Origin of the sequence: Legionella pneumophila subsp. fraseri (assembly GCF_000586315.1) — a bacterium.
Lineage (GTDB): Bacteria > Pseudomonadota > Gammaproteobacteria > Legionellales > Legionellaceae > Legionella > Legionella pneumophila_B.
The window spans coordinates 21293-34652 of sequence record NZ_KK074223.1 but is presented as its reverse complement, the minus strand read 5'-3'; the positions used below and the strand labels follow the sequence as shown (position 1 = coordinate 34652).

Genomic DNA, 13360 nt, shown 5'->3' with positions numbered 1-13360 from the left:
TTATTAATTCATTTAATTGTTTGATGATACTAATATGAGCAAAAAAGAGTCAGGTACAGCAAAACCGATTATAAAATCCACATTAATGTTTTTTAATAGCAAACTGACTGATTTAAATGACAAAAGACTTCAATTAAATCGTGGTAAAGGTTTAGCAAAGTATTTGGCAAAATCACAAAAAAACACAAGGGATCTTGCTCCCTTAGATGCGGGTTTGGGTGTGATGAGTTTTTCTCTGTATATGCTTCGATTTTCAGCTAACGTTGGTTTACTAGCGCATCTCATTTTAGTCGAATCCCAAGAAAAAACTTATCATAAAATCCGTAGGGATTTATACTACAGCCTTTTAAATGATAGTTTGTGGTGTGTTGTTAACCTGACCCAGTTTTTTTGGTTATCTTATAGAAACTCAATATCTGCAGGCCTTCAAGGAATGCAATTAGAAACGTTGGCGCAACTCATCGATGTTTTAGTGATGATTATTCGTTACCAACAAGACAAAAGGGAATACGACTTAAAATACACTCAAGCTACGGGTATGGAGCGATCTCGTTTAGCAATTGAATGGCAGAATAAAGAATTAAATGGTCTTCGCTCTTTGCTCACGAGCTTATCTGTAGTGATGGCTTTTGGATTATTTTCTTTTTCAGCAGTGGCAGTACCACTTTCACCTGTAATATCGTCTATCATTCTTATTAGCTCACTTTTACGCGTTTTAATCGATACAGAGAAAGATCGGCAATTAATCGATCAACTTAAGTTTAACGGAACTAATCCAGAACAAATCAAGAGTAAAGAATTGGCAATGACAAACGCTCGTATGAAAGATTTAAATAAAATAATTCTTAATAGTGTTTTTTTACCTATTGGTTTTTTTCTGTTGATCACAACTCCAATCCCTTTAACTATAATAGCCTGTGTAGGCATGTTATTGGTTCACTGGTTACTTACTAATTTAATTAATATGAGGTATTCACCAAATGTCTCCGTATCCCCCATTACTCAAACTGCTGAATTACCTCTCTGCAGACGTTTAGAGTGATAATGCTTGCAAAAATTTTAAAGGCGTGGCTCTGACCCAAAATCAAGTACCCTATCTTATTTTATTCTGTGAAATTCATAGTTTTCTTTATTGAATCCCAAACCATCCGCCAGTATCGCCGCCTGCCCAACAACTGTTATTTTGACAAGCAGGAATCTTTTCAGCACAAAGCTGTTTAAATTGATAAGCAGCACTAATGTCTTGATTTTGATATCCATCAGGCTGGCAAATTCGGGCGTTATATTGTCCTTTGACTCGAATTTGTCCCATGACGGAAATGGTTGGAGAAATGGCATAGACGCCAGTATTATGTGAATAACAAGCAATATAACATCCTGGATAATCTGCATAACTGTTGTCGGTTGGTAAGAGTACCTTTTTTGCTCCCGGGTAAGGATGATTGACAACTCCAGAGCCCTCAATGACGTAAACAGGAAATGGTGAAGGGAGCAGATCTTTATTGGAGTTGGGAATATTCTCAGATAGATCAATAGCGAAAGAGCTCGTAATTAATAAAGTACCCGGAATAATATACAGTATTTTTTTCATTACTATTCCCTCCAAAGGCAATGACTTAATATTGCGTATTCAGGATTATAAAAGTTTAATATGTGCTTTTTGTATTAAACATATCTTAGATTATAGGTTATTTTCATGTGAGGATCTGAGGAACCAATTTTTACCTTCGACCAGGCGTGCAATCATCATGCTGCAAGCACTATTACTTGTTACGTTGACCATTGTCGCTATGGGATCAATGATAATACTGATGGCAGCAACAGCAATTAAAACAGAAGGCGGAAAACCATATACTGACAAAATTAACAACTCTCCCAGCATCCCCCCGCTAGGAATTGCTCCCATCACTGTGCCCACCAACAAAGAAACCCCCAACGCCATCAAAAGAACGGGCAAGCTGGTAAAAGGTAAATGAAATATCCCGAATAAAAAGGCAATTTTAAAAATACCACCCATGACTGATCCATCTTTATGAATTATGGAGCCTAAGGGTATTGATGTTTCATAGATTTCAGCAGGAATTCGCATGGATTTGGTTGCCATTAAATTGGCAGGAATACTGGCAGCACTACTACAAGTTGCTATGGAAGTCGCTACAGGAAGGAAAATATTTCTCCAGAATAACCGGATAGCCTGAAATTTTCCCGCCAAATAAGCATAGGCAGTTAACGCGAAGAAAAAGTAGAGCACGGAAGCCGTATAGTAGAGTATGGCAATGCGTAAATAATTTCCCATTAATTGGGGGCCAATTTCGCTTACTATCACTGCAAAATAGGCAAAAAAACCGATAGGAGCATAATACATAATCAGGCGAAATACTGACATGAATACTTCTTCTCCTGCTTTTAAGAAGGAATTGAAAATTGCTCCTTTTTCTTTGGAATAAACTACAGCTAATCCTACTAAAATTGAAAACAGTATTAATGCCAGAATATGCTCATGGGAAAATAATTTTGAAAATTCAGGTACAGTAAAAATCTCTATCAATCGATCAGAGAGATTTGTCGGGGAGAGTTGCTTTGAACTTTCCAAGAGGACAGGCATGTTTTGCGCGGGAGGAAAAAGTAATACTATGAAAAGGGCATAAACCGCAGCGACTATTCCTGTAAATAAGAATACCACTGCCATTGAGTAGAATATTCTACCTAATTTGCCAATGGAGCCAGTTCTTGCAATGGCTGAGGATACACTGAAAAAAATAAGGGGTACGATGGTAGTAAAAATCAAATTAAGAAAAATATCGCCAAAGGGTTTTAACCAGGCAACGTTTTGATTAAAGGCATATCCTGTTAAGCCACCAAGTAGAATAGATAACAGCAAAATGATAGGGAAAATATAGGATTTAAGCGTATTGAATTGAGTTGCCACAAGAAGACGTCCTTTCTTTAAAATAATCGGGTTTACGCCATTTATTCCTTACAGTCACCTTTAGAATGATGATTTAAGTCGGGCGATGACTGTAAGGAGAGGGTTATTAGAGAGCATTAAGTCATAATGATTCAATCCTGATTTTATGTTGCAAAAGTTTATCTTTAGCCAGCTGAGCCTGAGATAATTTTTCTTTTTCTTTGGCAATGATTTCTTCAGGTGCTTTATCAGTGAATTTAGGGTTATTTAATTTACCCTGAGCCAGATCGATGTCTTTATTCAATTTGGCAAGTTCTTTATTCAATCTTGATAACTCTGATTCCTTATCAATCAAATCTGCCATTGGAATCAACAGCTCAATTTCACCCAATACCGCAGTGGCTGAAACAGGAACTTTCTCATCAGGAGCAAGATAACTAATGTTGTCTATCTTGCCTAGCGTCTTGAGTATTTTTTCATATTTTGCGATACGATCCTTTAATTCGGGAGTGATATTGCGTATATATAAAGGTATTAACTTGGCAGGTGAGATAGACATTTCACTACGTATGGTTCGTAGTGACTGAATGGCTGACTTTAACCAATCCAATTCTTCCTCAATAGCGGGATTTATGAATTCCTCATTGACTTTGGGATAAGTGCTTAGCATGATACTGACCCCATTTTCACTGGTAAATTTAGTGGTTTTTTGCCAAATCTCTTCTGTAATAAATGGCATCAAAGGATGAAGAAGCTTCAATATTTGATCCAGGACATGAATTAAAGTTCTTCGCGTCCCTCTTTTCATGGCGCTTAAAGCCTGTTCATCTTGTAGTATGGGCTTGGATAATTCCAGATACCAGTCGCAGTATTCGTGCCAGACAAATTCGTAAAGTGTGTTAGCCAGGAGATCAAACCGGTAGGTTTCAAAATAGTGATGCACCTTACTCACTGTATTTTGCAGACGCGATAGTATCCATTGATCAGCTGGGCTGTATTGAAATGCGCCATCTCCGAAGTCAATTTGCTCTTCGTCTGTATTTAATAAGACGTAACGGGCTGCATTCCATAATTTATTGCAAAAATTTCTATACCCTTCGACTCGTCCTAAATCAAAACGCACATTACGTCCAGTTGAGGCAAGAGAGCAGTAAGTGAAGCGCAGTGCGTCTGTTCCATAAGCACTGATTCCTTCAGGGAATTCCTTACGAGTAGCTTTTGTAATTCTGTCACGAACCGAGTTTAACATCAGATTAGAGGTTCGTTTGGCTATTAAAGAATCCAGATCAATTCCATCTACAATATCCAGTGGATCCAGCACATTCCCTTTGGATTTAGACATCTTGTGCCCTTCACTGTCACGAATCAAACCAGTTATAAAGACTTCCTTAAAAGGAATTTTTCCAGTGAATTTTAGCCCCATCATGATCATACGGGCAACCCAGAAAAATATGATATCAAATCCGGTGACCAGAACAGAAGTAGGATAAAATTGTTCTAATTCGGGAGTACGCTCAGGCCAGCCTAATGTTGAAAAAGGCCATAGTGCTGATGAAAACCAGGTGTCCAGAACATCTTCATCTTGCTTCAGGGGAGTAGATTGTTCAATTTTATATTTAAAACGAACGTCATTTTCACTGTAACCTACATAAATATTACCATGATTATCATACCACGCAGGAATTCTATGTCCCCACCATAGTTGGCGGCTGATACACCAGTCTTCGATATTATCCATCCATTGGAAATAGGTTTTATCCCAAGTCTCGGGAATAAAGCGAATATCTCCCTTTTTTACAGCAGCGATAGCAGGTTCTGCCAATGGTTTGGTTTTCACATACCATTGATCAGTTAATAAAGGCTCGATGATGACATTCGATTTTTCACCGCGAGGCACCTTTAATTTATGAGGTTCAGTTTTGGCCAGTAAACCTTCCTTTTCCAAATCTTTGATGATTTGTTCACGGGCAACAAATCTATCCATCCCCTGATATTTTAAGGGAGCGTTTTTATTAATTGTCCCTTTCTTGGTTAAAATATTGATTTGAGGTAATTGATGACGTTTGCCTACTTCATGATCGTTAAAATCATGTGCAGGGGTAATTTTTACACATCCACTCCCAAATTCCTTGTCAACGTATTCGTCCGCGATCACGGGTATTGTTCTATCACATAATGGCAGATGAACCTGTTTTCCAATAAGATGTTTGAAACGTGGATCATCGGGGTGGACGGCAACGGCGCAATCACCGAGTAAGGTTTCCGGGCGTGTGGTGGCAACTATCAGAAACTCTTCGGAATCAACAACAGGATAGCGAATGTGCCAAAGAAAACCATCTTCTTCTTCAGAGAGAACTTCAAGATCTGATACAGCGGTGCCCAGTTTGGGATCCCAATTCACCAGGCGGGTTCCTCGATAAATAAGTCCTTCTTCGTAAAGCTGTACAAATACCTTTTGTACAGCAGCGGACAATCCTTCATCCATAGTGAAACGTTCTCTGCTCCAATCGACTGAAGCGCCTAAACGTCTCATTTGTTGCGTGATGGTATTACCGGATTCTTCTTTCCATTGCCATACTTTATCCAGAAATTGTTCACGAGTGAGATCTTTTCTTGATAGGCCTTCAGCTTCCAGTTGACGTTCAACAACAAGTTGAGTTGAAATGCCGGCATGATCAGTACCTGGCTGCCATAAAGTCTTATCACCAAGCATGCGATGATATCTGGTTAATGCATCCATTATGGTGTGTTGAAAACCATGCCCCATATGGAGGCTTCCTGTTACATTAGGAGGCGGAAGCATAATACAAAATCGTTTACCCTCACCTCGTGGTTGAAAGTAATGATGACTTTCCCATTTTTTATAAATGGCTTGTTCTATTGCTTCCGGAGAGTAAGTTTTATCCATTATCGTATAGCCTGTACTGGTAAAAACTTACAATTTTATCATAGAGTATGGGAATTTAGCCATTTTAAAAAAACAGGAACTCAGGAAAAAATCATTATAATCCTTTGGGTTTTAAATGACTGATTTTCTACTTACCGCTGCTTGTCAGCAGTATCACAAAGTGCGACTGCATGCCTCGGACAGGCTGAAGCACGCAGGCTGTTTGATGAATTATTTAAAGATCAATAGGACTTATTATGAGAAAATCCAAGGTCGAATTACTGTATCTCCGCAGGTTCGTTTGGTTTATGTCGATGATCTTCTGCTAAATAGGTATATAAAGTAGGTACTACGAACAGTGTGAAACAGGTACCTATTAATAAACCTGTGGAGATAACGAGTCCTATGTCGAATCGACTTGCTGCTCCAGCACCGCTGGCAATAAGAAGGGGTATTACTCCAAACACCATGGCAGCTGTAGTCATTAATATGGGTCGTAATCTAATTCCAGCAGCTTCCTCAACGGCAGCACGTTTATCAAGATTTTTTTCACGTTGCAAATGATTAGCGAAATCCACTATCAATATTCCATGTTTACTGATGAGCCCAATTAAAGTAATCAAACCCACTTGAGTGTAGATATTAATAGTCGCTACTCCAAGGTTAAGCGGGATAAGCGCGCCACAGATGGACATTGGTACGCTGATGAGAACGATTAATGGATCCCGAAAACTCTCATACTGCGCTGCCAGCACTAAAAAGATAACAACAATAGCAAAAAGGAATGCAAAGATGAGAGCACTTCCTTCTTGCATAAATTGCCTGGATTCTCCTCCATAATCATAAGTAAATCCCTTGGGCAAGACTTCCTGGGCTGCTTTTTGTAAAAATTCCAAACCTTGGCCTAATGTTTTACCTGGCATCATGACAGCCTGAATCGTTGCAGAATTGAGTTGTTGGAAATGGGTAGCTGCATTAGGTTGAGTTTTTTCGGTTGGGGTTATCACAGTGGATAATGGAACCATAGTGCCGTTTAACGTTTTAACATAAATTTGGCCTAATTGTTCTATAGTAAGACGGAACTTGCGCGCCAGTTGTGGGATTACCTGGTAGCTTCGACCTTCTAGATTGAAGTAATTGATGTAGTTGCCGGATAGAGCACTTGTCAGGCTGCTTCCAAGCGCTCTCATATCCAAGCCCATTTCGGAAGCTTTTGCTCGATTAATGCTAAACTCCACTTGTGGTTGGTTAAATTTAAGGGAATTGTCTATGTAAATGAATAACCCACTATTCCTGGCTTTTTCAGTTAACTTATTCGACACATCCATTAAGCTCTGGAAATCATTCGTTGTCTTAACCACAAATTGTACGGCAGGACCACCGCCGCCCCCTGGCAGGGGAGGGGGGACAATAGCGAAAGCATTAAGTCCTGCAATTTTAGATAATTTTTTTTGTAAAGGTTCTTTTAGAGCAAACTGACTTTTTTTCCTTTGATCCCATGGTTTCAATACCATTCCTGAAATAGGTTGGCTCATGTTAACCGTAAAATAGTTTTCTGTTTCAGGAAAACTTTTATAAATGGCATCAAAGGGCTTTGTATAGGCTTCTATGTAGTCTAAGGTTGCATATTGTGGAGCAGTAGCCATTACAAAAAAGAAGCCTTGATCTTCATCAGGCGCAGTTTCAGCAGCCGTGTTAGAATACAAATAGGGCAACATTAAAATCACTACCCCTGCTAACAGCAACATCATTTCTCGGGTATCCAATAAGCTATGAAGTGCATTCTGGTAAACGCGTTTCAGTTTGTTAAAAAACTCATCCAGAAAAATAGCAAATTTTCCACTAGTGGCTTCTTCGGATAGAATTTTTGAACACATCATGGGGGACAGCGTTAAGGCAATAACCCCTGAAATAATAACCGCACTTGCCAGCGTAAAAGCAAATTCCTTGAACAAAGCGCCAGTCAGTCCACTCATAAAACCTATTGGTGCATAAACAGCTGCCAGGGTGATTGTCATCGCAATAACCGGGGTAGCAATTTCTCTGGCGCCTATAATTGCGGCTTCAAAGGGGGTTTTTCCTTCTTCCAAATGGCGATGTACATTTTCTACCACTACAATGGCATCATCCACTACCAATCCTATTGCTAATACAAAGGCAAGAAGGGTAAGCAAGTTGATGCTATAACCCAGTATGAGCATCAAAGTACAGACACCAACCAATGACAGCGGAATAGTGACAACGGGAATAAGAACTGAACGAACAGAGCCTAAAAATAAAAAGATAACGATAATCACGATGACTGCAGCTTCAATGATAGTTTCCATTACCTCATGGATAGATGCCCGAATGAATGCAGTGGCATCGTATACTATTGTGCCAGTTAATGATGGCGGGAATTCCCTCACTATTGAAGGAAACAGTTTTCTAGCATCATTAATTACTGTGAGGGGGTTAGCAGTTGGTGTTGGAGTGATCGATATAAAGACGGCCTTTTTACTGTTGAAAGTCACTGAGCTATCATAATTTTGTGAACCCAGTTCCACTTTAGCGATATCCCTGAGTCTGATTATTGACCCCTTATCGCTTTTTACGATCAGTCTTTCGAATTCCTCAACATTATTCAAATCGGTTTTAGCCGTGACATTGATGGCAACGTATTCACTTTTAGTGCTTCCGGCTGCAGTAAGGAAGTTGTTACTGGCCAAAACAGCTGACACATCAGCCGGAGTGACGTTAAGCGCAGCCATTTTAATTGGATTCATGAATATTCGCATGGAATAAGTTTGACCACCTAAAATATCAGCCTTGGCTACTCCATCCACTGTTTGCAACTGGGGTTGAACGACTCGGGTAGCGTAGTCAGTAATTTGCTGAGGAGTCATATCCTTACTGTCCAGACTAATGTACATCAATGCGGTTGATGAGTCTGATTTTTTCAAGATAACCGGTTGTTGTGACTCTTTAGGTAACTGATTGAGCGTTTGCTGCACTTTACTCATGACATCAGTAAAAGCAACTTGAGGGTCGAAATTCAACTTGATGTTTAAGGTAATTGTGCTAAGGCCTTGCTGACTGGATGAAGTCATATAATCTATTCCTTCAGCACTGGCAACAGCACTTTCAAGAGGAGTAGTGATAAATCCAGCTATGAGTTCAGCATCAGCGCCAGGATAACCGGTCATTATGGTTATGACTGTATTCTCCATTTTAGGGTATTGGCGAATTTGCATTTTATAGATGGAATTTATCCCGAATAGAAAAATCAACATACTGACCACTATGGAGAGTACCGGGCGCTTGATGAATAGATCTGTGAATTTCATAAGTTATCCTGCAAAAAACTGACCATGATCCTAGTCGGTAGTAAAGAACAACAAGCCATATTATTAGAGCATGCTAATGTTATAAAATGATTTAAATACCGGGTTGCCAACACGATCTACTGCCCCAGTTGGTTGGGATCACTGTCTGTATCGAGTTTGACACTGTTGTTAATAACAACAGGGGTACCATTTTGTAATTTCAAGTCACCAGTACTTACGACCAATTGACCTGCTTTAATGCCTTTCTTGATAACTGTGTAATTTCCCTGTTGTTCTCCGGTAGTGACGAATACCCGGTTTACAACCAACTGGTCAGTACCATCCTTATTTTTCTTACCTTCTTTACTTTTTTCAATGATATAAACAGCATTTCCATAGAGACTATAAGAAATTGCTGTGGAAGGGACGATAATAGTATTAGGCTCTGCAGGTTGATCCACTTCAATGGAAGCAAACATGCCTGGGATAAATACAAAATTTCGTATTTTATTTTGTTTGTTTAATTCTGTACTGCAGGCCACAATTAGTTTATCTCCTCTGACTTGTTTACGTGCTTTGACAAGTGGAGATTTGGTTGGATCCTGAATTGCATCAGCAGGGCAGTTCGGTAATAGGGCTTGTACCTGAACATTATGAGTAGTTAGATCTACTTTAGAGTTTACTGCATGAATGACTCCTTCAAAGAGAATATTAGGAAATTCCTCTACGCGAAAGGTCACAGGCTGGTTAAGATGAATTCTTTTGTAATATTGCTCTGGCAAGTAAAATTCTAGGTAAAGGGGATCCAGTGATTGTAAAGAAACTATGGAGGTTTGCCCGGGACTGACGTATTGCCCCAGGTTTACCTGGCGGATACCAAGGCGACCTGAAAAAGGAGCCCCTATGTGTTTTTGTTTAATTTGCGCTTGTATCTGCTCCACTTTTGCCTGAGCCTGTTGTAAGTTGGCTTTGGCTTCATCAACACTCGAGCTTGGTGTAGCTCCGCGCTTAAACAGATCGGTTTGTCGTTTGTAACTGAGCTCTTTAAGGGTCAATTCTGACTGGTTAAATTTGAGCAGGGCTTGATCGATGCTGTCATCAATAGTAATTAACGGCGCATCTTTTTCTACGTATTGCCCTGATTCAAAATGAATTTGAACTACATTACCAGAAGCTTCTGAGTTGACATCAACTCCGTTGATAGCAACGAAATTACCTACGGCGTCTATGGTTGGCTTCCAATCCACTTCCTGAGCAACGGCAGAAGAAACACTAACAGCAGGAGGCGCATAACTGGCGAAGAATTGTTTAATCATGTAAGCCTTAATTAGATTAAAAGCTATGATTCCACCGAAAACTACCAACAAGATTATTCCCATGATAGTCAATCGCTTATTCATTATCTTCCCCTGTTAATGCTTGAAAAAATTATAATTTAGCAAATATAACATAAACATGTACTTTATCATCTTATTGTTTAAGATGACTTGTTATTTTTAATATTTTCATAGTTGATTATGCTTCTTACCTAATCAAATTAAATTGTAATGAACTTTGGTTTTATGGGTACAAAAAAATCCTATTGACTAAATTGAATACTTTGATACTATGCAGCTTCCATCTTACTAAGGGGAAGCTCATGAAGTTAAAATCATTGTTGTTTGTTGTATGTTTCAGTTTATTTTCTAACGTTTTTGCTGCAAATCTTCACTTACATCCCAAGGCTGATAATGCAGACAAGAAATCAATACAAAAGAGCGTAACTTATCCTGGTTACTGCCAAATTGAAATCATTAACCAAAGCTTCACAGATGTCCGTGTATTCGGTACGTTTGATGATGGCACAACTATAGATTTCAATATCTATCGTTATGAGTCACCTCATTACATAAGCCTGTTCTATAATTTCTATTGCCATAGTGGTATGTACATTACTATTACATCACCTTATTACACTATTTATTCCGGTTGGACCAATGTAAATAGCACCATCCGCGTTGTTCCTTACTTGAAAGAAGCTAAGGCTGAGTTGTCAACCAGATAATTCATAAAATTCGGGAAAGCTCAATGATTCGGGAGCTTTCCCTTCCTTTGAGGAGTTGTACATGAAATACCTCATTCCCTGCGCTTTATTGTTTCTTTTACTTTCTTCCTGCACTGTTATCCAAGAAGATTTTTATCAGCCAGAATATTTGGGACCTGCTCCTCGCGTAGAGGTGACTCCCTATTATCCCCAGGGACATTATCATCGTCATTACAATCAACGATATCACAATAATAATCGATACTATAGTGCGCCAAGAGGGAAGGTTTATTATGAGCATGCAAAAACTCAAGGACATGCTGTGGTAGTTACTCCACCGCCACCACAAGCCAGAGTTGAAGTTCAAAACAATGTTCACGGACATAATGCGAATAATGGTCAGGTGCACGGACATACTCACGATAATGGTAATGTGCACAACCATCCTGATTCTTCTAATGTTCACGGGCATGATAGTTCCAATCCTGAGGAACAGAAAAAAATTCATGATCATGGTTAACAATTTAAGCTACTGAATACAGGACACTTTTTTCTTCCAAGAACTAAAATTGTACTATTATCCTCTTCGTATCCTGGTAATTTTTGTGATACTCTAATAACGTTTTTATCTTTAAGGAGCCTCTATGCGCGACTCACTTAAGATGTTATTAGTGGGATCCATATCGATGATAATTATTGCGTGTGCCGCTTCTCCTTTGTCGGAAAGTACAGGGGAATATCTTGATAGTTCAACGACTACTGCCAAAGTGAAGGCCAGTTTGGTCGATGAATTGGGTACTACAGGATTTGCAGTAAAAGTAAAAACATATAAAGATCAAGTGCAGTTAAGCGGTTTTGTCGATTCTCAAAGAATAAAACAAAGAGCCGGAATTATTGCAGCTGGCGTAGATGGTGTAAAGAGTGTTCGTAATGACCTTATTATAAAAACAAGGTAAAGATAACCTTCCAACCAAGGAACATTCATGTTTGACGAAAGTTATACTATAAAAAATTTTGATGATGTTCTTTTTAAAGCAATTTCTGATGAAAAACGACGTCAAGAAGAACACATTGAATTAATAGCATCTGAAAATTATGTCAGCCCGAGAGTCTTGGAGGCTCAGGGTACAGTATTAACCAACAAGTATGCTGAAGGATATCCAGGTAAGCGATATTATGGTGGTTGCGAGTTTGTTGATGTCGCTGAAGATTTAGCTATTTCAAGGGCAAAATTACTTTTTGGCGCTCATTATGTCAATGTACAACCCCATTCGGGATCACAAGCAAACGCAGCGGTTATGATGGCATTGTTGTCCCCAGGTGATACTTTTATGGGCATGGCTTTACCTCATGGCGGGCACTTGACTCATGGGTCGAAGGTTAATTTTTCAGGTAAATTGTATCATTCTGTCGAGTATGGTGTTGATAGCAATACGGGTTTAATTGATTATGATGCTGTGGAGAAACTTGCTCTTCAACACAAACCCAAATTGATCATTGCAGGTTTTTCAGCTTATTCCCGGATTCTGGATTGGGTTCGATTCAGAGAAATTGCCGATAAGGTTGGCGCTTATTTAATGGCGGATATCGCTCATGTGGCGGGTCTGGTAGCGGTAGGATTATATCCTTCCCCTGTTCCTTATGCCGATGTTGTGACGACAACAACTCATAAAACCTTAAGAGGGCCTCGTGGTGGTTTAATTCTTTGCAAGGAAAATGAAGAAATTGAGAAAAAATTAAATTCTTCTGTGTTTCCTGGTATGCAAGGCGGGCCATTAATGCACGTTATTGCAGCCAAAGCAGTGGCTTTTGCAGAAGCTTTATTACCGGAATTTAAAACCTATCAACAACAGGTTTTAGTCAATGCAAGAACTATGTGCAGTGTGTTGCAAAGCAGAGGATATGATATTGTTTCCGGTGGTACCGATAACCATCTTTTGCTAGTGGATTTAATTAATAAAGGAATTACAGGTAAGGACGCTGATGCTGCTTTAGGCAGAGCTAATATAACAGTCAATAAAAATTCGGTTCCCAATGACCCTCGCTCACCTTTTGTAACGAGCGGTTTACGCTTGGGTACGCCTGCTGCAACCACAAGGGGCTTTAAAGAAAGAGAGATTACTTTATTATCTAACTGGGTAGCGGATGTCCTTGATAATGTTCATGATGAAACGAATATTTCAAGAGTGAAAACCCAGGTATTGCTTCTCTGTCGTGAATTTCCGGTTTATGCCTAA

Annotated in this window: 10 protein-coding genes; 5 read left to right on the top strand and 5 right to left on the bottom strand. The window is 39.3% G+C overall.

Annotated features, from left to right (window positions below; translation table 11 throughout):
• The first annotated feature begins 16 nt into the window (after positions 1–16).
• Complete coding sequence (locus CC34_RS0111380; protein ID WP_080274210.1) at positions 17–1042, top strand: hypothetical protein; 1026 nt, start codon at positions 17–19, stop codon at positions 1040–1042.
• Between the two features lie 87 nt (positions 1043–1129).
• Here the strand turns inward: CC34_RS0111380 and CC34_RS0111375 are convergent, their stop codons facing one another.
• The 5 genes from CC34_RS0111375 to CC34_RS0111355 all read right to left on the bottom strand — a co-directional run bounded on the left by CC34_RS0111375 (position 1130) and on the right by CC34_RS0111355 (position 10500).
• Positions 1130–1591: a hypothetical protein gene (locus CC34_RS0111375; protein WP_028379512.1), complete on the bottom strand. Its 462-nt coding sequence runs from the start codon at positions 1589–1591 to the stop codon at positions 1130–1132.
• 90 nt (positions 1592–1681) lie between these two features.
• Positions 1682–2929 carry a dicarboxylate/amino acid:cation symporter gene (locus CC34_RS0111370; protein WP_028379511.1) on the bottom strand — a complete coding sequence of 416 codons (1248 nt, stop codon included), beginning with the start codon at positions 2927–2929 and terminating at the stop codon, positions 1682–1684.
• Positions 2930–3050: 121 nt separating this feature from the next.
• Positions 3051–5816 carry a valine--tRNA ligase gene (locus tag CC34_RS0111365; RefSeq protein WP_028379510.1) on the bottom strand — a complete coding sequence of 922 codons (2766 nt, stop codon included), beginning with the start codon at positions 5814–5816 and terminating at the stop codon, positions 3051–3053.
• Between the two features lie 257 nt (positions 5817–6073).
• Entirely contained in the window at positions 6074–9121 is a 3048-nt protein-coding gene (locus CC34_RS0111360) for an efflux RND transporter permease subunit (RefSeq protein WP_028379509.1), read from the bottom strand.
• A 116-nt stretch (positions 9122–9237) separates the two neighbouring features.
• Positions 9238–10500: an efflux RND transporter periplasmic adaptor subunit gene (locus CC34_RS0111355; protein WP_028379508.1), complete on the bottom strand. Its 1263-nt coding sequence runs from the start codon at positions 10498–10500 to the stop codon at positions 9238–9240.
• Positions 10501–10739: 239 nt separating this feature from the next.
• On the opposite strand from CC34_RS0111355, the gene CC34_RS0111350 reads away from it, so the two are divergent.
• The 4 genes from CC34_RS0111350 to glyA all read left to right on the top strand — a co-directional run bounded on the left by CC34_RS0111350 (position 10740) and on the right by glyA (position 13360).
• Complete coding sequence (locus tag CC34_RS0111350) at positions 10740–11144, top strand: hypothetical protein (protein ID WP_010946459.1); 405 nt, start codon at positions 10740–10742, stop codon at positions 11142–11144.
• 61 nt (positions 11145–11205) lie between these two features.
• A complete protein-coding gene (locus tag CC34_RS0111345; protein WP_028379507.1) occupies positions 11206–11643 on the top strand; it encodes a hypothetical protein in 438 nt (145 codons plus the stop codon).
• 124 nt (positions 11644–11767) lie between these two features.
• Positions 11768–12079: a BON domain-containing protein gene (locus CC34_RS0111340; protein ID WP_027223766.1), complete on the top strand. Its 312-nt coding sequence runs from the start codon at positions 11768–11770 to the stop codon at positions 12077–12079.
• Positions 12080–12106: 27 nt separating this feature from the next.
• A complete protein-coding gene (glyA, locus tag CC34_RS0111335; RefSeq protein WP_028379506.1) occupies positions 12107–13360 on the top strand; it encodes a serine hydroxymethyltransferase in 1254 nt (417 codons plus the stop codon).

Coding starts and splice junctions, on each gene's coding strand:
- CC34_RS0111340 (WP_027223766.1), top strand. CDS start 11,768: ATGCGCGACTCACTTAAGATGTTATTAGTGGGATCCATATCGATGATA.
- CC34_RS0111360 (WP_028379509.1), bottom strand. CDS start 9,121: ATGAAATTCACAGATCTATTCATCAAGCGCCCGGTACTCTCCATAGTG.
- CC34_RS0111365 (WP_028379510.1), bottom strand. CDS start 5,816: ATGGATAAAACTTACTCTCCGGAAGCAATAGAACAAGCCATTTATAAA.
- CC34_RS0111345 (WP_028379507.1), top strand. CDS start 11,206: ATGAAATACCTCATTCCCTGCGCTTTATTGTTTCTTTTACTTTCTTCC.
- CC34_RS0111350 (WP_010946459.1), top strand. CDS start 10,740: ATGAAGTTAAAATCATTGTTGTTTGTTGTATGTTTCAGTTTATTTTCT.
- CC34_RS0111375 (WP_028379512.1), bottom strand. CDS start 1,591: ATGAAAAAAATACTGTATATTATTCCGGGTACTTTATTAATTACGAGC.
- CC34_RS0111355 (WP_028379508.1), bottom strand. CDS start 10,500: ATGAATAAGCGATTGACTATCATGGGAATAATCTTGTTGGTAGTTTTC.
- glyA (WP_028379506.1), top strand. CDS start 12,107: ATGTTTGACGAAAGTTATACTATAAAAAATTTTGATGATGTTCTTTTT.